At 50.4% G+C, this 19,806-nt stretch carries 18 protein-coding genes; 14 read left to right on the top strand and 4 right to left on the bottom strand.

From position 1 onward, the window contains the following. Window positions 1–22 precede the first annotated feature (22 nt). Genes sufD through sufB form a run of 4 tightly spaced genes read left to right on the top strand, consistent with a single transcriptional unit; the run spans window position 23 to window position 4,384 of the window. The gene (sufD, locus tag M4D81_RS22245; RefSeq protein WP_071218028.1) at window positions 23–1,327 is read left to right on the top strand and encodes a Fe-S cluster assembly protein SufD; all 1,305 of its coding nucleotides are present in this window, start codon (window positions 23–25) and stop codon (window positions 1,325–1,327) included. Next, entirely contained in the window at window positions 1,324–2,544 is a 1,221-nt protein-coding gene (locus M4D81_RS22240) for a cysteine desulfurase (protein WP_071218029.1), read from the top strand. The genes sufD and M4D81_RS22240 overlap by 4 nt, the downstream gene beginning before the upstream one ends. After that, window positions 2,534–2,953 carry a Fe-S cluster assembly sulfur transfer protein SufU gene (gene sufU / locus M4D81_RS22235; RefSeq protein ID WP_071218030.1) on the top strand — a complete coding sequence of 140 codons (420 nt, stop codon included), beginning with the start codon at window positions 2,534–2,536 and terminating at the stop codon, window positions 2,951–2,953. Before M4D81_RS22240 ends, sufU begins: the two co-directional genes overlap by 11 nt. 33 nt (window positions 2,954–2,986) lie before the next feature. Continuing rightward, complete coding sequence (gene sufB / locus M4D81_RS22230; RefSeq protein WP_071218031.1) at window positions 2,987–4,384, top strand: Fe-S cluster assembly protein SufB; 1,398 nt, start codon at window positions 2,987–2,989, stop codon at window positions 4,382–4,384. Between the two features lie 271 nt (window positions 4,385–4,655). Here sufB and M4D81_RS22225 read toward each other — a convergent pair whose 3' ends face one another. Then, window positions 4,656–5,702, bottom strand: a complete 1,047-nt coding sequence (locus tag M4D81_RS22225; protein ID WP_071218032.1) for an HD-GYP domain-containing protein — start codon at window positions 5,700–5,702, stop codon at window positions 4,656–4,658. A gap of 87 nt (window positions 5,703–5,789) precedes the next feature. After that, window positions 5,790–6,527: a molybdopterin converting factor subunit 1 gene (gene moaD / locus M4D81_RS22220; protein ID WP_071218033.1), complete on the bottom strand. Its 738-nt coding sequence runs from the start codon at window positions 6,525–6,527 to the stop codon at window positions 5,790–5,792. Between the two features lie 113 nt (window positions 6,528–6,640). Between moaD and M4D81_RS22215 the strand changes: the two genes are divergently transcribed. From M4D81_RS22215 to M4D81_RS22170, 10 genes are all read left to right on the top strand, one after another. Further along, the gene (locus M4D81_RS22215) at window positions 6,641–8,074 is read left to right on the top strand and encodes a bifunctional metallophosphatase/5'-nucleotidase (protein ID WP_260068076.1); all 1,434 of its coding nucleotides are present in this window, start codon (window positions 6,641–6,643) and stop codon (window positions 8,072–8,074) included. Window positions 8,075–8,143: 69 nt separating this feature from the next. Continuing rightward, window positions 8,144–8,968, top strand: coding sequence for an undecaprenyl-diphosphate phosphatase (locus M4D81_RS22210; protein WP_071218035.1), 825 nt, complete (start codon window positions 8,144–8,146; stop codon window positions 8,966–8,968). Between the two features lie 108 nt (window positions 8,969–9,076). Next, the gene (locus M4D81_RS22205; RefSeq protein ID WP_260068075.1) at window positions 9,077–10,162 is read left to right on the top strand and encodes an HD-GYP domain-containing protein; all 1,086 of its coding nucleotides are present in this window, start codon (window positions 9,077–9,079) and stop codon (window positions 10,160–10,162) included. Between the two features lie 29 nt (window positions 10,163–10,191). Beyond that, window positions 10,192–12,453 carry an MMPL family transporter gene (locus M4D81_RS22200; protein ID WP_260068074.1) on the top strand — a complete coding sequence of 754 codons (2,262 nt, stop codon included), beginning with the start codon at window positions 10,192–10,194 and terminating at the stop codon, window positions 12,451–12,453. A gap of 141 nt (window positions 12,454–12,594) precedes the next feature. After that, window positions 12,595–13,734, top strand: a complete 1,140-nt coding sequence (gene yfkAB / locus M4D81_RS22195) for a radical SAM/CxCxxxxC motif protein YfkAB (RefSeq protein WP_260068073.1) — start codon at window positions 12,595–12,597, stop codon at window positions 13,732–13,734. Window positions 13,735–13,759: 25 nt separating this feature from the next. Beyond that, window positions 13,760–15,085: a hemolysin family protein gene (locus M4D81_RS22190; RefSeq protein WP_071218039.1), complete on the top strand. Its 1,326-nt coding sequence runs from the start codon at window positions 13,760–13,762 to the stop codon at window positions 15,083–15,085. Between the two features lie 34 nt (window positions 15,086–15,119). Next, a complete protein-coding gene (gene ytvI, locus M4D81_RS22185; RefSeq protein ID WP_071218040.1) occupies window positions 15,120–16,151 on the top strand; it encodes a sporulation integral membrane protein YtvI in 1,032 nt (343 codons plus the stop codon). A gap of 150 nt (window positions 16,152–16,301) precedes the next feature. After that, complete coding sequence (locus tag M4D81_RS22180) at window positions 16,302–16,523, top strand: spore coat associated protein CotJA (protein WP_074961779.1); 222 nt, start codon at window positions 16,302–16,304, stop codon at window positions 16,521–16,523. Window positions 16,524–16,529: 6 nt separating this feature from the next. Beyond that, window positions 16,530–16,805 (top strand): spore coat protein CotJB, encoded by a 276-nt coding sequence (locus M4D81_RS22175; protein WP_071218041.1) that lies wholly within the window; start codon window positions 16,530–16,532, stop codon window positions 16,803–16,805. A gap of 96 nt (window positions 16,806–16,901) precedes the next feature. Then, entirely contained in the window at window positions 16,902–17,471 is a 570-nt protein-coding gene (locus M4D81_RS22170; protein WP_071218042.1) for a manganese catalase family protein, read from the top strand. A gap of 103 nt (window positions 17,472–17,574) precedes the next feature. Here the strand turns inward: M4D81_RS22170 and M4D81_RS22165 are convergent, their stop codons facing one another. Together M4D81_RS22165 and M4D81_RS22160 are read right to left on the bottom strand one after the other, a co-directional pair. Further along, window positions 17,575–18,948: a sensor histidine kinase gene (locus M4D81_RS22165; RefSeq protein ID WP_260068072.1), complete on the bottom strand. Its 1,374-nt coding sequence runs from the start codon at window positions 18,946–18,948 to the stop codon at window positions 17,575–17,577. Continuing rightward, window positions 18,945–19,631, bottom strand: a complete 687-nt coding sequence (locus M4D81_RS22160) for a response regulator (RefSeq protein WP_216530503.1) — start codon at window positions 19,629–19,631, stop codon at window positions 18,945–18,947. Before M4D81_RS22160 ends, M4D81_RS22165 begins: the two co-directional genes overlap by 4 nt. Between the last annotated feature and the right edge of the window lie 175 nt (window positions 19,632–19,806).

Raw genomic sequence — 19,806 nt, 5'->3', positions numbered from 1 at the left:
ATAGACGGGAGGAGGAAACGATATGACTACACAAACCATTCTTCCGGTCAACGCTGAGGCTCTGAAGGCATTGTCCGAAAGTAAACAGGAACCGGCCTGGCTGACAGACAGCCGTCTGGCTTCCCTGGAACTGGCTGGCCAGTTGGAACTGCCCAAGCTGGAGAAACAACGCATCGAGCGCTGGAACATCCAAAGCTATGGTGAATATAAAGAGAGCAATAAACTTGCTTCCCTTGACGAACTGCCTGAACAGGTAGCCAAACTTGTTGAAGGTTCAAGAGAAGGCGGCCTGGTTATCCAACGCAATTCGGGAACCGTATATGTGAGTCTGGCTCCGGAACTGGCTGCCAAAGGCGTCATTTTCACCGATTTGGAAACAGCGGTTAAAGAACACGAGGATTTGGTTAAGCCTTATCTGCACCAAGCGCTTAAGAATGACGGGCATGCGATGGCTGCTCTGCATGCTGCGGTATGGAACGGCGGGGTATTCCTCTATGTTCCTAAAAATGTGGAGGTTGATGTTCCGCTTCAAGCCGTTATGCTGACAGACGATGCCGAAGCGACATTTGCACCGCATGTGCTGGTAGTAGCCGAAGCAAACAGTCAGATCACTTATGTAGACAACTACATTTCGGATTCCTTGGCTGCGCCGGTGACCCATAACGGAGCGGTGGAAGTCTTCGTTAAAAACGGAGCGAAGGTGCGTTATGCTTCCGTTCACCAGTTGGCTGTCGAAGCAACCGATGTTACATTCCGTCGTGCGGTGCTGGACAATGACGCTTCGATTGAGTGGATTGTTGGCGAGATGAACGATGGCGATACAGCTAGCGATACCATGAGTATTCTGAAGGGCAACGGTTCGACATCCGATGCGAAAGTCATCGCGGTCGGCTCCGGCTCCCAGAAGATCAACTACACCACGCAAGCGAAGCATTTCGGCAAGAGCTCGGCGTCCCAGATGATCACCCGTGCAGTCATGCGCGAAGAGGCACAAGCCATCATCAACGGCATTACCAAGATTGAGAAGGGTGCAACGAAGGCGGACGGACAACAGACCGAACGCGTGCTGATGCTTAGCCCGAAAGCCCGCGGCGACGCGAACCCGATTCTGTTGATTGACGAGGATGATGTAACAGCCGGCCACGCAGCATCCGTAGGACAAGTGAATCAGGAGCAAATTTACTACCTGATGTCCCGTGGTATCTCGCGTCCCGTGGCGGAATCCTTGATTATTTACGGCTTCTTGGCTCCGGTTGTCAGCGAAATTCCGCTTGAGGGACTTCGTGACCAACTGCAGGGGCTCGTTGAAAGGAAGCTGGGACAATGATCGCCTCTGTCCGTGAGCAATTTCCCATTCTTCATCAGGAGATCAACGGACATCCGCTGGTATATCTCGACAATGCCGCGACATCACAAAAGCCGCAGGTGGTCATAGATGCTATCAAGCGGTACTACGAGTGGGAGAACTCCAATGTGCACCGCGGGGTTCATACACTCGGCAGCCGTGCTACCGATGCTTATGAAGGAGCCAGGGAGAAGGTTGCCCGTTTCATTAATGCCGAGAGTTCGGAACAGATTATTTTCACCCGTGGTACGACGACGGCCCTAAATCTGGTAGCATCGTCCTACGCGCGCTCCGTTTGCGGTCCCGGGGATGAAATCGTCCTGACGGAAATGGAGCATCACAGTAATCTCATACCGTGGCAGCAGGCGGCTATTGCCGTTGGCGCTACGCTGAAATATATTCCTCTGCAGCCTGACGGCACGATCCGTGTCGAAGATGTCGAGGCACTCGTTACCGAACGGACCAAGGTTGTAGCCATCGCTTACGTATCCAACGTCATGGGCGTTGTGCATCCCGTGAAACAAATTGCGGAAATCGCACACCGCCACGGTGCCGTCATAGTAGTTGACGGTGCGCAAAGCACACCGCATATGAAGGTGGACGTCCAGGACCTGGATTGCGATTTTTACGCTTTGTCCGGCCATAAGATGTGTGCTCCAACAGGTATCGGCGCATTATACGGCAAGAAGGCGCTGCTGGAATCAATGGAGCCGATCGAATTCGGCGGAGAAATGATCAATGATGTTGGATTGTACGAATCAAACTGGAAGGAGCTCCCTTGGAAGTTCGAGGGGGGTACCCCTATCATTGCAGGGGCTGTCGGTTTGGGCGCTGCCATCGATTTCCTGGAGGAAATCGGAATGGACGCCATCGAACAGCATGAGACGCAGCTTGCGGCCTACGCCATGAACCGCATCTCCGAGATCGACGGGATTACCATTTACGGTCCTCGTGAACGTAAAGTGGGCCTTGTTACCTTTAATCTCGGCGACGTTCACCCGCATGACGTGGCAACGGTGCTGGATGCACAGGGGGTTGCGATTCGTGCAGGACATCATTGCTGTCAACCGCTTATGCGTTGGTTAAAAGTATCCTCTACGGCACGCGCGAGCTTTTATCTGTATAATACAGAAGAGGACGTTGATCGATTAGTTAGCGCCTTAATCCAGACAAAGGAGTATTTTGGCGATGCAACTTGACGATTTGTACAGACGTGTCATCATGGATCATTATAAGAACCCCCGCAATCGTGGTAAATTTGAAGAAGATGCGGTAACCATCGATTTGAACAATCCGACTTGCGGAGATCGCATTTCCTTGCAGCTTAAGGTAGAGAACGGCGTGGTAGCCGATGCCAAATATACGGGGGAAGGCTGCTCCATCAGCATGTCTTCCGCTTCGATGATGACGGACGCCGTAAAAGGCAGGACGCTGGATGAAGCGATCAGCCTGGCAGACCGCTTCTCCTCCCTTATGAAAGGCGAGGCCGTAGATTTTGAAGAGTACGAGGATATTGAAGCCCTATCCGGTGTCAACAAGTTTCCTGCACGCATTAAATGCGCAACACTTGCGTGGAACGCACTCCGAAAAGGAATAGACGCGAAGTAAGCGAATGAATAGATCGATAGGGAGGTAAGTTAAATGGCTAAAAAAGCACCAGAAATTGAAGAGTATAAATATGGTTTCCGTGACGAGCACAAAGCTATTTTTCAAACCGGCAAAGGTTTGACGCGTGAAGTTGTTATGGAAATTTCCAAAATCAAGAACGAGCCGGAATGGATGCTGGAATTCCGTTTGAAAGCACTGGAGCAGTTCGAGAAAATGCCAATGCCTCGCTGGGGCGGCGATCTCGATGAGTTGGACTTCAACGATATCCAGTACTATGTAAGACCTTCCGACAAGCAAGGCAAGACTTGGGAGGAAGTACCTACCGAGATCAAGGAAACCTTTGATAAATTGGGTATCCCGGAAGCAGAGCAGAAGTTCCTGGCGGGTGTATCCGCACAGTACGAATCCGAAGTTGTATACCATAACATGCAAAAGGATCTTGAGGATCAAGGCGTTATCTTTATGGATACCGATACGGCTCTTAGAGAGCATCCGGAGATCTTGAAAGAATATTTTGCAACGGTTGTGCCTCCAACGGATAACAAATTCGCTGCGCTGAACAGTGCCGTGTGGTCTGGCGGAAGCTTCATCTATGTTCCAAAAGGCGTGAAATGTGAAATTCCGCTGCAAGCGTATTTCCGTATCAACTCCGAAAACATGGGTCAATTCGAACGTACGCTGATCATTGCGGACGAGGACAGCTTTGTGCACTACGTAGAAGGATGTACGGCTCCGATCTACAGCACGAACTCGCTTCATAGTGCGGTAGTAGAGATCATCTGTAAAAAGAATGCGCGCGTTCGCTATACAACCATTCAGAACTGGGCGCCAAACATCTACAACCTGGTGACCAAGCGTGCCGTTGCTGAAGAGAACGCCACGATGGAATGGGTGGACGGCAACATCGGTTCCAAGCTTACAATGAAGTATCCTGCCGTTATCCTGAAGGGTCGCGGTGCAAAAGGGATGGTATTGTCCATCGCTGTAGCAGGCAAAGGCCAGCACCAGGATGCAGGAGCCAAAATGATTCACTTGGCGCCGGACACGACTTCTACGATCGTATCCAAGTCCATTAGTAAGCATGGCGGTAAAGTAACATACCGTGGACTGGCTTCCTTCGGTCGGAATGCAGAAGGCGCGAAAGCCAACATCCAGTGCGATACACTCATCCTTGATAATGAATCGACGTCTGATACGATTCCTTACAATGAGATCAAGAATGACAACATTACGCTGGAGCATGAAGCGACCGTATCCAAGGTGTCCGAGGAACAATTGTTCTACCTCATGAGTCGTGGCCTTAGCGAGTCTGAAGCTACGCAAATGATCGTTATGGGCTTCATCGAGCCATTCACCAAAGAACTTCCAATGGAATATGCCGTTGAGATGAATCGACTCATCAAATTCGAGATGGAAGGTTCCATCGGCTAAATATTTCTTATGTACAAGGGGGCAAATCACTCGGGCACGAGTGGTTTGCCTCTTTTTTTAATGCTGGGGATGTCTGGATTGTTTATATTATGTTGATTCAATGTGACTTATATAGTTGCGTGAGCCCGTCTTGAGAGGATCCGCCTTTTATTTTGCCAGAAATCAAGAGTGAGGGGATGTGAGAAATGTCACAAAAGCGCGCGAAAAACCGCCAACATACAGTCTGACGGTTATATGGGCTATTTATAAGGGGCCTTAGTCGAAACCCCGGTTACAGAAGAATCTCCTGGATCTCGGTATTATACTCCTTGGAGAGGTCGATGAATCGATCCTCGGTCTTCACAAGCGGACGGAAGTAATCCGAAGGATTGTTCATGACGATGATGCCGGATTCGCCAGTCGTCAGCAGAACCTTCTTACCGATAAAGTTCGGCAGCATCTGCTGGATGAAGGCATGCGTCGGCTTGCCGTTCAGCTTCCCGAAGCTAAGACTATACAGCTCCCGAAGTACGGTTAACAGCTGCTGCTTGGATTGATAGACCCGGTTCGTTGTCATCGCGCTATATACATCGGCTACAGCGCAAATGTGAGAGTATGGATGAATCTGGTCTGCACGGAGCGCTCGTGGATAACCGGAAGCGTCGTCCCGTTCATGATGCTGGAGCGCGACCATAGCGGTGACCTTATCATCCATGGATTCAGAGATCATCTCGTAACCATAAATGGTGTGCAGCTTTACTTCTTCATATTCTTGAGAAGTCAGTTTCCCTGGCTTGTCCAATATATCTCTAGGAATCTTGCTTTTGCCGATATCATGGAGATAGCCGGCTTTGCCGATTTCATAAGCTTCCTTGTCGGAGTAACCCATCCAATCCGCGATGTAGTACGATAACATTCCAACTTGAATGGAGTGCCTGTAGGTATAATCGTCTTTACCATTAAACAGCAATAGCAGGGAGACAACATCCGTATGCTCGTTCAGTGAGTCGACTAAGGGCATGAAAACATCGTCCACAACGGACTCATTGAATTTACCGGATTGTGACGCTTCCGTAAATAAGGTAGAGCACCCGTCAAATGCAAGATTGAAATGAGGTTTAACCTTGTTGTATGAATCTGAAATTTCAGACGAAGAATCGAGGGATACAGACAGTGCGCGTGGCTTTATTTCTATGTAATCGATACCGTGCTGCAGTAGCTTGGATATATCCTCTAAACGAAGGGTAACTCCTTTTTGTAGAACATGAACGCCGTTTGTGTTGTAAGCATCATGCTGCATTTGATCACCGGGTATCAGGTCCGTGACATGTACTCTCAAATCATTGCACCTCTTGCCCTTATATAAGTAAAAAGATCAAAACTATCTTAGCAAGAAAATTATGGTTTTACAATGTGTAATCATGACTTATTGCCTAACGGTTGGGTCCCATGGTCCGGTCTGCGGGCCTCTCCACTCTGAACCATTGTCCCAGATCTCCTTCTTCCAGATTGGAACGGATCGTTTCAGTTGTTCGATGGCATAACGGCTGGCCTCATAACATGCATTCCGATGCGGGGAGGATACAGCGATCACAACACTGGTTTCTCCAATTCCGACCGTACCGATACGGTGGGAAATCGCACATTGCGTACCGGGCCATTGTCGAAAGATGTCCGCGCATATTTGCTGCATTTCTTTAAGCGCCATCGGGATGTATGCTTCATACTCCAGCGTAACCGTTCGCATCTGGCCGGTCATCTCTCGCGTTGTACCTACAAAGGATAGCGTTGCTCCATGATTATCGTCATGAACTTTGGCAATGGTTGCCTCTACGGACAGGGGGTCGTAGGATATCGTGCATTTCCCATCTGCCGAGGACCTGGATCCGGAGTCCTGCGGGGTTGTACCGTCACCACCGGACACAGGCGGAATTAGAGCTACCTCGTCGCCGCTCTGAATAAGCTGTTCCGAGGGCGCATACTCTTGATTGACCGCGACGAAAGCCGTGGAAATCTGAGATTGGGCATCAGGATAAGCCTTACTAAGCAGCAGCTTTAATTCCCCGGCAGTAAGGGGCAAGCCAGGTACGCTGAATGTAAGCGTAGCTGTGCCGATTCGATCAGCTAATCCTGCAAATAGTAATATAGAAATGGTTGTTGACATTCTTCATCACCTCGTAATTCTTATGGGCTACAATATACCATATTCTTCGCTAAAATGTTATGCTTGTAAGACCGGAAATTATCGAATAACGAACTTGGGGAGGGGGCCGCCAAATGGGGTTAGGAAGCAACAAACAGAAGCTGACGATATTGTATACCAACGATATACATAGCCATTTTGAGATGATGAGCAGTGTGGCGGCACTTATTTCCCGGGAAAAGGCGGCTGCCGGTGATGGGGCAATCGTACTGGATATCGGTGATCATATGGACCGGGCATCGGTGGAAACCGAAGGCACCATGGGCCAAGCCAATGTGGATGTCATTAATTTGACAGGATACGACGCCATTACGATTGGCAATAACGAAGGGCTCACCATTTCATATGATGTTCTGGAGAGTGTATACGCCGGACTGCAGTGTCCCGTTGTGTGCTGCAACATTAGTGAGACTAAGAGTGGTAATCCTCCTCGATGGATGAAGCCGCATGTGATCCTGGAACGAGAAGGCATTCGAATCGGGCTTACCGGCGCAACGGCTGCTTTTGCAGGTTTTTATCAATTGTTAGGCTGGGAAGCCGGAGATCCGGTGCAGGCTATTGCTGAGCAAGTGCGAGCGCTTCAGGGCCAGTGTGATATCATAATCGTTTTATCCCATTTAGGACTAACGATTGATAAAAGATTAGCAGAAAGTGTTGAGGGGATTGATGTTATTCTTGGCGGTCACACCCATCATATACTCGAGGAGCCCCTGATGATTGGAAAGACAGCCGTGTGCGGTGCAGGCAAGTTCGGACAATACGTAGGTCGCCTCGTCATGCAGCGCAGTCATGCTGAAGATCGCTTTACCTGTATAGAGGGAAGTTTGCTCCCCGTGGATAAAAACTTGATGGAACCCATCGTAGAGCAGGCGATCATGAGGCACCATGAGCTGGCAAGGGAGAAATTAACGGAGGCCGTTGCCGTTAATGATCGTAGTCTGCCCATTCACTATGAGGAGGAGTCGCCGTTTGCAAACCTGCTGGCTCAGGCGGTGCTGCAGCACACGGATGCGGATTTTGCCATCGTAAACTCGGGACAGCTGCTCGGGCCGCTGCCGGAGGGCGAGATCAGCACAGGTATGCTGCACGGTCTGTGCCCGTCACCGATTAACCCCTGCATCGTGAAGCTGCGCGGAGAACATATCTATCAGGCACTTGAGGAGAGTTTGCTTCAGGAGTTCAGCGGAAAGAAGATAATGGGCTTTGGTTTCCGCGGTTATATATTAGGCGGCCTGGCAGTCGATGGGTTGAAAATTCACTATGACAAGAACGGAGAGCCTTACCGAAAGATCACGCACATCTCCATGAAGGGGCAACCGCTAGAGCCGCAGCGGGAATATAAGGTGGGGACACTCGACATGTTCACTTTTAAAATCGGATACGAGTCGTTGTCACTTGGTAAGGATACGGTATATATGCTGCCGGAGTTTATTAGAGACCTGCTGCGAAGTGAGCTATCGAGGCCCGGTTCGCTTGAAGAGTCCATGATTCCACGCTGGATATCCTGACAATCCCGACTAACTTCCTTTGGCCGAGCATACATATGAGGAGGACAAAGGTAAGGGAGGGGAAGGACCATGGATTTTATCACATCCATTATACTGGGGATCGTGGAAGGACTAACCGAATTCATTCCGGTGTCTTCCACAGGTCATATGATCTTGACGGCCAAGGTGCTCGGTTACGACGATCAAACTCCGATCATGAAGACGTTTGAGGTTGTCATTCAGCTTGGCGCCATTATGGCGATCGCGATCGTTTACTGGAATCGAATTTTGAACCTGCTCGGCTGGAGCCGAAGTGAACCGCTGACCAAGAAAGAGCCTCGAAAAAGATTGAATCTGATTCATATATTTTTGGGAATTGCTCCGGCCCTGCTGGTTGCATTTTTCGCGAGGGATTTTATCAAGAGCCTGTTCCATGCGCAGACGGTGCTGTTTGCACTTGTTGCCGGCGGTATTTTTATGATTTTTGCAGAATGGTACAATAAGCATAAAGTTCAAGTGACATCGCATGATTTGGATGATTTGACATACAAGCAGGCCCTTCAGATTGGCGTCTACCAGATCATATCCGTATTATGGCCGGGCTTTTCCCGCTCGGGCTCCACCATCTCCGGAGGAATGCTTAGCGGGGTGAGCTATAAGGCATCGGCCGATTTCTCGTTCATTATTGCAATTCCCATTATGTGTGCTGCATCCGGATATGAATTGCTGGATTCTTACCGATATTTTACTTTAGATACGATCGGCGTATTTCTTGCCGGATTTATCGTTTCGTTTGTTGTTGCCTATTTTGTCGTCTTGGCCTTCATGAAGCTCATACAGAAGATAAGGCTTACTCATTTTGCGATCTACCGTTTTGTTCTCGCTGCCGTTTTTTGGCTGTTTATCATGCATTAAGCAGGAGTAGACACAAGGAGGAGATCCGGCTTCTTCGTATCGTGATCCACTGAAGACTGGACGCTATATCCCACACAAGTTTGAGAATAGCAGAGGAAGTGACGGATTTTGCGTCTTATACCTATCAACGCGTTGAGGCCGGGAATGGTTCTTGGTAAGAGAATATATAATAGTGACGGTTTAATTCTGCTTGCCGAAGGCGTGGAGCTGACGACAGGACTGATTCGCCGTCTGGGCACGTTGGAAATCGGGTATGTCTATATCGAGGAGCCGATGACAGAGGATATCCTGGTTCCGGAGTTGTTGACCGAGGAGACACGGCTGCAGGCGATCCAGTCGATACGGACGAGCTTTAAGACCCTGGAGAGCCAGGCTGCTCTGAAGGGAAGCTTCCTTCATTTAGGCAAAACGTTCTCCGGGATGATGGAGTCTATTATGGATGAAATATCGGATCATGACGAGGGCATGGTGCTCCTGACGGATATGAATACGAACGATTACAACCTGTATCGTCATTCGCTTAACGTCTGTCTATATTCAACGGTTCTTGGGGTGTCTTACGGCTATAATCGGGATGATCTGAAGGTGCTGGGCTTGGGGGCATTGCTTCACGATATCGGCAAGACGAGGATATCGCAGAAGCTGTTGAATCATCCAGGACGGCTGAGCGAAGAAGAATTTCGCGAGGTCCAGAAGCATACCGAGATCGGGTTCAAAATATTGAAAGACGAACCGAACATTCCGTTGTTATCGGCGCATTGCGCCCTGTCGCATCATGAACGCCTGGATGGCAGCGGTTATCCCAGAGCCTTGAAGGGACCTGAGATTCATGAATACGCCAAATGGATTGCGATTACGGATTCTTACGATGCGATGACAACGCAGCGGGTGTACAAGCCTGCCTTATTGCCGCATGAAGCGGTAGAGGTGATGTATGCAGGCTCGGGAACACTATATGAACAGTCATTCCTGGCCATGTTTCGGGATCGGGTAGCGATATATCCTCCTGGGATCACCGTGAAATTACATACGGGTGAGAGTGGGGTGGTATCCAAAATTCACGCACATGTGCCGCATCGACCTGTTGTCCGCGTATTAACCGATGCCGAAGGCACCCCGCTATCTGCACCTTATGAATTGGATTTGGCTGAAACACTGGCCATTATGATCGCTGGTATCGGGCGAGCACCATAGATCAAACTTACACTTAAGGAGGTAGACTCGTGAGACGTAACAGCCATACAACATTGCTGCATACATGGGGGCGACAGATATACCGCTACCGTAAAGCCATTGTTGTAACCTGGCTTCTTTTGTTTTGCGGACTGCTTCCGTTTGCATTCAAGCTGCCGTCCATTCTGCAGCACAACGGGTTTACGCCGAAGGATAGTCCGGCCCAGATCGGGATTGAGAAGCTGGAAGAGGGATTAGGATTGTCGGCAGCTTCGCTGGATATTGTCGTAGTGAGCCAGCACGATGAGAATTTGACGGCAGGCACGGCACAGCGGCGAATATTGACGGAGCTTGAGCCTTTGCGAGCCCGTCCCTATGTCAGGGATATTTATATGAATATGGCAGCTCATAAGGCAGGCCAGGATCATATCGTATCCGTGACGGTGCTGCTGGATCTGGATTCCACGGAAGCCTTGAAGCAGTTTGAAGAGATTCGAGACTCGGTTCCGGGCATCACGGGAGCGGATACTTACATAACAGGGAATACCGCCATCTTCGCCGATATGAACCAAGCCGTCAAAAGCGATATCATCCATGCTGAGATGATAGGCATTCCCGCAGCTCTGCTCATTCTGGCGGTCGTATTCGGAACGTTGACTGCCGCGATCCTGCCATTGTTAGCCGGTGTTGCCAGCGTGGTGGTCACGATGGGAATCCTGTATTTCGTAGCTTTGGCCGACGGCTCGATCAGCAATTTCCTACCGAATGTCGTAACGATGCTGGGCCTGGCCGTGGGCATCGATTATGCGTTGCTGGTCGTAAGCCGATTCAAAGAAGAGATGCGGACACGGAGCGGAGATGTGGGCACTGCCCTGGCTGTCACTTGCGCAACCGCCGGCAAAGCGGTGATGTTCTCCGGGGCAGCCGTGTTGATCGGTTTTGTGGCGATGAGTTTCATAGATCTGCCGATCTTCCGTTCCTTCAGCATAGGCGGCATTACCGTGGTGCTGTTATCAGTGTTGGCCGGTAATACGCTTCTTCCCGCATTATTGGGAATATTGGGTCCGCGTATAGAAACGCTTCCTCTATTCCCTGCCGCTTACCGGACGCTTCGGGCACGGCAGACCTCCGGTTTGTGGAGAAGGCTCTCCAAATTTGTCATGGCGCATCCTGTGACCATCTCTATCGCAGCGATCGGTTTACTATTGGTGGCGATTTATCCGGTTCGGGACATGAATATCGCCATCCCCGCAGCCGAAGTGCTTCCCCCCGCCTATGAATCCCGATATGGATACGACCTGCTCACACAGGCTTATGATAAGCGTGAATTGAATTCGATCGTTGTAGCAGTCGAGCTTCCGGCCTCTTATGAGGATTCGCGCAGCATCGAGCTAATGAAGGCATATACGGATGAAATCAGGATGATGCCGGGTGTGAAGCAGGTAGAGAGTTATCTGAGCATCGGCAGAGGTTCGGTGGAGGAAGCCTCGAAATATTTGTCCCGCGAAGATATCCGCCATCAGCTGGAGCAGCATCGTTTTGTTAGGGGAAATTTCGCAGCCGTCGCCGTGATCCCGGAGTATGGCGAATCCCATGCATTGACTATGCAGCTCGTCCGAGCGTTACGGATGATGGATACGAATGAGCTGACGACCTATGTCACCGGAAGCCCCGCCTATAAACTGGACATCATGGAAGCCATCCATCAGAATATCTCCTACGTTCTGGTCTTTGTATTTGTAGTTACCTATGTCATTCTCCTATTGGCGTTTCGATCGGTCGTGCTCCCTTTAAAAGCAAGCATAATGAATATGCTCAGCCTCGGAGCCGGACTCGGTATCGTGGTATGGGTGTTTCAAGAGGGGATTGGCGCGCAGTGGCTGGGTGTATCCTCCACGGGATCCATCTTTGCGCTTTTGCCAATCCTGATATTCTGCGTGGTGTTCGGCATATCGATGGATTATGAAGTCATGATGCTCTCGCGAATCATGGAGAATTACGAACGGACGGGAGATAACGAATTCAGCACAGCCGAAGGCTTGGAGAGTACGGGCGGGCTGATTACAAGCGCAGCCCTGATTCTGGCTGTCGTCGTAGGTGCCTTTGTATTTACGGATAATGAAGTGATGAAAGCGATCGGTTTAGGCCTGACTGCAGCCATTCTGCTGGATGCCACCGTGATTCGGGTGCTGCTTGTGCCTGCGTTTATGAAGATGATGGGCAGAGCGAATTGGTGGAGTCCAAGATGGATGTTTCCGGCCCATAAGCTTACTTCCAAGGAAGGCCCAGACCAACATGGGGACAGTGGATGATTTCCCAGCCGAATCAAGCAGACCGGCCTTCTGTTCGGGTATGTTATAATCATATAATGGACATTATCAAAACCGTAGAGTACATATAATGTAAGTTGTACTGAATGAATCGGTAATTCAAAGAAATAAGGTGAGTGAACCATGAGTAATACAGCACAGCCATTTCCATCAGCCGTAAGGCCCATTTCGCCGAGTTATGATCCGTGGGATCCGATAACTTCACTGCGCGAGCATGGTCGTCATGTGCTGACCAGTGTGGAAATGACAGTGACGCATCTTTGTAATATGCGCTGTGAACATTGCGCTGTCGGTGATATGCTTGTCATGAAGGAAGCGCCGATGCTGCCACTCGATACGATGCTGAAGCGATTGGACGAGGTAGAGCATCTGCAGACGATCAGTTTGACGGGCGGTGAACCGGCATTTCTTGGAAAAACAGTGGATAACGTGATTGTTCCCTTGCTGAAGTATGCCAAGGAAAGGGGCATCCGGACTCAGATTAACTCCAATCTGACGCTCGATATAAGTCGGTATGAGAAAATGCTGCCTTATCTGGACGTTATGCATATCTCATTCAATTATTTGAACGGGGACGACTTCTATGAAGTCGGGTTTGCGAATAGTGCACGTCCCGTCTCCAAGGAAACGGCATACAAAATGTACGATACAATGCTGGTCAATTCGGAGAAACTAAGTGCGGCAGGGATGTACATATCCGCTGAATCGATGATTAACTACCGGACGCATACGAAACTCGGCGGCATCCACAAGCTGATCAAGGATATGGGCTGCAAGCGGCACGAGGTTCACCCGATGTATGCCTCAAACTTTGCTTCCGCTCTGCCCGTTCTGTCCTTGGACGACACGAAAGCTGCCATCCACCATTTGCTGGATGTCCGGGATCGGGACATGTGGATGCTTTTCGGTACGCTGCCCTTCTATGCCTGCAGCTCCGATGATGATGACCAGGAGATCATTCGCCGCCTGCGGCAAGAACCGAACGTAACGGTCCGGAATGACCCGGATGGCCGTAACCGGGTGAATGTGAATTTATTCTCGGGCGACGTGTATGTGACGGATTTTGCTGATATCCCGGCTTTTGGTAATATTAAGGAACAGAAGCTTGACGATATTTTTAACGAATGGACAACAGGACACCCGTTGAACCAGACGGTTAACTGTCACTGCGATGCAGTGAGCTGCTGTGGGCCGAACCTGTTGGTGGCCGACATGTACTACCGGGGTGTGGATTTCAAGTCAAGGCAAGCAAAGACAAACTAGAACCCTAGAAAGAAGGCGTGTCATCATGGCGGAGGAATTTGAGGTCGGGAAACTGATTTTGAATTTGCTCTTGGTTTTCCTGCTCGTTTTGTTGAACGGCGTGTTTGTAGCGGCAGAATTTTCACTGGTAAAAATGCGTCAATCCCGGTTGACCCAGCTCGTTAGCGAAGGGAACCGGCTGGCAGGCATTGCCCTGAAAGTAAACCAGAAGCTGGATGCCTATTTGTCCGCAACCCAGCTTGGGATCACATTAACTTCCCTGGGTCTTGGCTGGATTGGGGAGCCTGCCATTTCAGATTTGCTGGTGGCCCCTATTATGCATAGCATTGGATTTACGGATGAGCGATTGATAGGCACAATATCGGTGGCGGTGGGCTTCTGTATTATCACTTTCCTGCATATTGTGTTAGGGGAGCTTGCACCGAAATCGTTGGCTATTCAGCGGACGGAGGGCACGGCTTTGATTCTGTCGGCGCCGCTGCTTTGGTTTTACCGCATTTTTCTGCCGGTGATCTGGGTCCTGAATGCTTCCGCTAATCGCATTCTGAAGATGGTTGGCATCGAGCCGGCAAGCGAGGCCGAAGCGGCCCACTCCGAGGAAGAGATTCGGATTCTGATGAACGAGAGCGCAAAGAGCGGTGTCATTGACGAGAACGAGATGAAATTAATGGACAACCTGTTCGATTTTTCTGACTTGAGAGCCAGAGAAATTATGCTGCCAAGGACGGATATGGACGTTCTTTTCACCAATTATACCTTGGAAGAGAATCTTCGGATCGTCAATGAGACGAAGCACTCCCGTTACCCGGTCGCAACGGACAACAAAGACCGCATCATCGGATTTGTCCACATTACCGATCTCTTGCTGGCGGAGCCTGAGAAGCAGCGTGATCTGGCTTCCTTGATGAGACCGATTATGGACGTATCGGAATCAACGGAAATCAGCGAGGTGCTGCGGAAGATGCAGGCAAGACATGAGCAACTTGCGCTCGTGGTGGACGAATATGGGGGGACGGCAGGTATTCTCACAGCCGAGAAGATTTTGGAGGAGATTGTTGGGGACCTGTACGATGAATTTGAAGATGAGCGGCCTGAAATTGAAGTGTATGATGAGTACTTTTCAGTGGACGGGCGGATGCTCATTGAAGAAGTGAATGATTTGACCGGTTTAATGATTGAAGAGCATAACGTGGATTCCATCGGCGGTTGGTTGTTCAAAGAGCTTGAAGGGAACCCGGTGGTCGGGAAGAAAACCACCTTTGACGGGGTGGTCTTTGAGGTAGAGGAGTCTACACGGTTGCGTGTAACTCGCGTCATGATTCATCAGAAGCTCGAGAGCAGCTTCATTTAGAACTAGCAAGACTCTATTTGTTAGGAAGTGGATTATGTCGATTAAGCAGCTGATCTTTATCGGTCTCAGTCTCCTGTTGCTGTACGGAATGTTTACGGTTGGAGCTCCGTTCTTGCTGGCCATCGTGATTGCTATTGCATTGGAGCCGTTAAATCGGCTCTTAATGAAAAGACTTCGCATGAACCGCATTGCGGCCGCAACGGTGACAAGCACGCTATTCCTCCTGTTGATGCTGCTCCTGGCTTATTTGATCGGTCTGCAGGTGTTTAACCAGCTGGTCGAATATTGGAGCCGGGCTCCGCAATATTTTGAAGGGGCCAACGAATTCCTTCAGCATACGATAATACAAGCGCAAGACATGTTGAACGGCATTTCGCCGGGTCTTGCCGACAGTCTTACCGAATTCATGTCGAATATTTCTTCCTATATACGGTCGCTTGTCAATTCAGTATCATCAACATTTTTGTCCTTTGCCAAAACGCTGCCGAACCTGTTCGTCACGTTCATTGTATTCTGCGTAGCGGTATACTTGTTCGCTTTCAGCCTCGATACGATGCGTGAGAAAGTGTTGTCGCTGTTTGATGAGACATCACAGTCGCAGGTGAACGAGGTGCTGATCAGCCTGAAAAAATCAATTTTCGGCTTTTTGCGGGCACAGCTGATCCTCAGCCTGTTTACGTACGTGATTACGCTGCTCGGCTTACTGGTATTAGGCGTTAACTATCCGCTTGCCATCGCTTTGCTTGTCACCATTGTCGACATTCTGCCGATTCTGGGCGTAGGATCCGTTTTGATACCATGGTCCATCTACCTGCTCGCGGTAGGCGATATTTTTACAGGAGTCGGCTTGATCTTCATGTTCATTCTGATTACCGTGATCCGCCGCGTGCTGGAACCGAAGGTCATCGGGGATGCTGTCGGCATCGGCGCATTGCCTGCCCTGGTCAGCATGTATATCGGATTTAAACTGGTTGGCGTGATCGGATTTTTTATCGGCCCCCTTGTCGTTATTATCTATTCCGCTATGCGTAAAGCGGGCTTGTTCCAAATCAAAATCAAATTTTGAGGACAACTTCATGAAGACCCTTTTCCCGGAAATATTCCAGGGAAGAGGGTTTTTTTGTCATTTTGGAGTTCATTTTCTGGGCGGAAGACATATGTTAAATACGAAGAGTCCTTGATAACGACGGATCGTAACGATAAGGAGGAAATCCCTTTGAAGGAAAATCCAGAGGTGCGTGTATACCCGGTATTTCATTCGCCATTTGATCCATGCCCGCCTAAGCTTTACAGATCGTATGTGGTACCTGTTAACCAGTATGTCGTGTTTCAACCGCCGGGTCTGCCCCAGTTTAGCCCTGCTGAGGCGCTAAGGCACGGAACGTTATGGCCATCCTTGTATAGCCCGTATACTTCGCGAAAATTTAAAGGAGAGTGATGTGCCGTGAATGAAGCCAGACCCCAGGTTGGAGATCTGAAGTATTACGAAATGCTGGAGCAGCTTCAGGCATTGGATTTTGTCCTGGTGGAGCTGAATCTGTTCTTGGACACTCATCCGAATGATCTCAAGAGCATCGAGCAGTTCAATAAACTGACGCAGGAGAGAACGGTGCTAGCGAAGCAATTTCAAGAGCTGTATGGGCCGCTGCAAAATTTTGGCCGTGCTTATTCCAAGTATCCGTTTGAATGGGCCGAGGGTCCTTGGCCTTGGCAGGTTTAACAATGACGGTATGGCAAGGGGGCTGCGGCTTTTTTTCACCTTATGCATGCAGCCCTCATGAAGAGGAAAAGCGAGAACAAGGAGGCGGAAGAGCCCATGTGGGTATATGAAAAAAAACTTCAGTATCCGGTGCGCGTCAGTAAATGTGATCCGAGAATGGCAAGATTTCTAATGGAGCAGTATGGAGGCGCCGACGGCGAACTGGCTGCTGCGCTGCGTTATTTGAACCAGCGGTATACGATTCCGGACAAAGTGATCGGATTGCTCAACGATATCGGAACCGAGGAATTCGCACACCTCGAAATGATTGCCGCGATGGTGTACAAATTGACGAAGGATGCCAGCGTGGCGGAGCTGGAGGCTGCCGGGTTGGGAGCGCACTACGCCAACCATGACAATGCGCTGTATTATGAGAATGCGGCCGGGGTCCCTTGGACGGCAACCTATATTCAAGCCAAGGGCGATCCGATTGCGGATTTGTATGAGGACATTGCGGCGGAAGAGAAGGCACGCGCTACATATCAATGGCTCATCGACATGACGGATGATGTGGACCTGCAGGACAGTCTCAAATTTTTGCGGGAACGTGAAATTATCCACTCCATCCGCTTCAGGGAAGCCGTAGAGATCATCAAGGAAGATCGGGCAACGAAAAAAATATTCTAGGGAGAGGGTATCGTTTCGCCATCCGAATGTATAAACAATGACAGGCCCGGTCGATATCTGTCCGGGCCTGTCTGTTTAAGTTAGATAGGATTTAGGGGGGCCGCTATATCCCGTGCGGCTGCTCCGAGTCATGATCATGATAGGGCAGCCGGACCGTAAATGTAGCTCCTTGCCCCTGCTGGCTCTGTGCCTGAATCGTGCCGCCATGCGATACGATAAATTCCTTGGCAATCGCCAGACCCAGTCCCATACCGCCTTGATGCCGCGCACGTGCTCCGTCCGTACGGTAGAAGCGGTCAAAGAGATAGGGAAGATGCTCCTCCTCAATTCCTGGACCTGTATCCCGAATATCAATCCGAAGCATGCCGGAAGCAGGCTCCTCTTGGATCGTGGTGTGGACAAGCCCGTTTTGAGGTGTATACCGAACCGCGTTGATGAAGAGATTCAAAAACACCTGTGTGATTCGGCTTGGATCCACAGGAACGGAAGTGTGCTCTGTAGCGCTCGTCAAACGCAGGGTCAAGTTCTTGGCATCGGCATCTGGCTCGATACGTTCCTGTATCTGACCCAGAAGATCCAGCATGTCCGTGGGTTTCCGAACAAGCGGGAGCTGCTTCGCTTCGGCCAGAGATAGTTGATGAAGGTCGCCCACGAGACGGGTTAAGCGAATCAACTCATCCTGGATGGGAAGCAATAGTTCCGGCTGGATCGGCTGCCTGCTCTGCTGAAGCAGATCCAGCTTGCCTCTTACGATCGTCAGCGGTGTTCGAAGCTCATGGGCGACATCAGCCACCAGATTGCGGCGGACCATCTCGGACTGCTCGAGCCTGGAAGACATGCCGTTGAAAGCAACCGCGACCCTCCCGTATTCATCCTCCGAGGTAACGGGAGCCTGAACACCATACTCGCCCTGACCGAGTCGTTCGATAGCCGGGACGAGTTTGCGCAGGGGGGCAGTGAGCCTCCGCGATATCCAGTAGGCCGCCCCGAGGGAAAGCAGGATAAAGAGGACGGTGCCTCCTCCCAGCAAAATGATGATCGATGTGGGCGTGCCGACCCGAAGCTTGGTCAGGTTTGCCACATCCGTATCATAATAATACAGCTCCGCGACCGGTTCGCCTTCAACATGCAATGTCCGCTTTACCCCGAGGCGTTTGATCTGCTTCTCCACAGCCTCCCCCTCATGCAAGAGGGTCTTTTGTTCCCCGGATGTCAGAAGGATGCTTTCCAGGCGGTCGGCTGAACGGGGACTGTCCGCTAACCACGCCTGATCCTGAACGGCACGGAAAGTATGCCCATTCTTCACGTAGTAACCGAGCAGCCGCTCCTGTAGCTGATCCAGCTCTTCTTCGCGCGAGGTTTGCAGCATGGCATCCATGGAATCGCGGATGACGACATAAGTAAGAAGAACGAAGACGGTGCTGAAACCGATAATGAACGATGAGAGGACGATGAATATTTTGCGGCCCACGCTCATGGCTGCTGCTCAAACCGGTAACCGAATCCATACACCGTTTTGACAAAAACGGGCTCGGCCGGGTCATCTTCGATTTTTTTGCGGATTCGGCTGATATGGGCGTCTGCGGTCCGTTCATCATTGTGAATATCATCCTCCATGGCCGCCTGAAGCAGCTGCAGGCGGCTGTAAACCACGCCAGGCCTGGAAGCAAGGGTCAGGAGGAGTTTGAACTCGGTAGGTGTAAGCTGGATTTCCCGGCCGCGTTTCCATACCCGGCATTGGTTTTCCGAGATCATCAACTCGCCGCGCTTCAGCATTTCTTCGGTAACCGTTTCGCCTTCTATTCTGCGAAGGACCGACCGGATACGCGCGGCCAGCTCCCGGAGGGAGAAAGGCTTGGTCATGTAATCGTCTGCCCCTACCTCCAGCCCGATCAGCTTATCGGTTTCCTCAACCCGGGCGGTAACCATAATGATGCCGACACGGCTTGATTTTCTGAGCTCCCGGCATACTTCAATGCCGCTTAGTTCCGGCAGCATCCAATCCAATACGACCAGCGACGGTTTAAAGTCCCTCACTTTGGCCAAAGCCTCCGTGCCTGTCGCAGCGGTAATGATGTGAAATCCTTCCTGCCGGAGGAACGGCTCCATAAACTCAATGACTTTTCGTTCATCGTCCACAAGAAGCAAGGTATGTGCCATGCAAGGATCCTGCCTTTCCATTTGATTCGATAGGTTCAGCCGTAAATCCCCCCCATTATATACGGTTTCCAGCCGCAATTGGAAAATTTCACGGAATCCGCAAGCCATCATCACAAGATCGCAACATTTCGGTGATAGGATGATTTCGTAAAGATATTTGAATCAAGAGAGGGGT

Source organism: Paenibacillus sp. p3-SID867 (assembly GCF_025142895.1).
Lineage (GTDB): Bacteria > Bacillota > Bacilli > Paenibacillales > Paenibacillaceae > Paenibacillus_AQ.
The sequence above is the reverse complement of the archived record's forward strand: the minus strand, read 5'-3'. Positions and strand labels throughout refer to the sequence as shown.

What these genes read in the sequence shown, in the direction of transcription:
- sufD (WP_071218028.1), top strand. Translation starts at nt 23, where the DNA reads ATGACTACACAAACCATTCTTCCGGTCAACGCTGAGGCTCTGAAGGCA.
- M4D81_RS22240 (WP_071218029.1), top strand. Translation starts at nt 1,324, where the DNA reads ATGATCGCCTCTGTCCGTGAGCAATTTCCCATTCTTCATCAGGAGATC.
- sufU (WP_071218030.1), top strand. Translation starts at nt 2,534, where the DNA reads ATGCAACTTGACGATTTGTACAGACGTGTCATCATGGATCATTATAAG.
- sufB (WP_071218031.1), top strand. Translation starts at nt 2,987, where the DNA reads ATGGCTAAAAAAGCACCAGAAATTGAAGAGTATAAATATGGTTTCCGT.
- moaD (WP_071218033.1), bottom strand. Translation starts at nt 6,527, where the DNA reads ATGTCAACAACCATTTCTATATTACTATTTGCAGGATTAGCTGATCGA.
- M4D81_RS22215 (WP_260068076.1), top strand. Translation starts at nt 6,641, where the DNA reads ATGGGGTTAGGAAGCAACAAACAGAAGCTGACGATATTGTATACCAAC.
- M4D81_RS22210 (WP_071218035.1), top strand. Translation starts at nt 8,144, where the DNA reads ATGGATTTTATCACATCCATTATACTGGGGATCGTGGAAGGACTAACC.
- yfkAB (WP_260068073.1), top strand. Translation starts at nt 12,595, where the DNA reads ATGAGTAATACAGCACAGCCATTTCCATCAGCCGTAAGGCCCATTTCG.
- M4D81_RS22190 (WP_071218039.1), top strand. Translation starts at nt 13,760, where the DNA reads ATGGCGGAGGAATTTGAGGTCGGGAAACTGATTTTGAATTTGCTCTTG.
- ytvI (WP_071218040.1), top strand. Translation starts at nt 15,120, where the DNA reads ATGTCGATTAAGCAGCTGATCTTTATCGGTCTCAGTCTCCTGTTGCTG.
- M4D81_RS22170 (WP_071218042.1), top strand. Translation starts at nt 16,902, where the DNA reads ATGTGGGTATATGAAAAAAAACTTCAGTATCCGGTGCGCGTCAGTAAA.
- M4D81_RS22165 (WP_260068072.1), bottom strand. Translation starts at nt 18,948, where the DNA reads ATGAGCGTGGGCCGCAAAATATTCATCGTCCTCTCATCGTTCATTATC.
- M4D81_RS22160 (WP_216530503.1), bottom strand. Translation starts at nt 19,631, where the DNA reads ATGGCACATACCTTGCTTCTTGTGGACGATGAACGAAAAGTCATTGAG.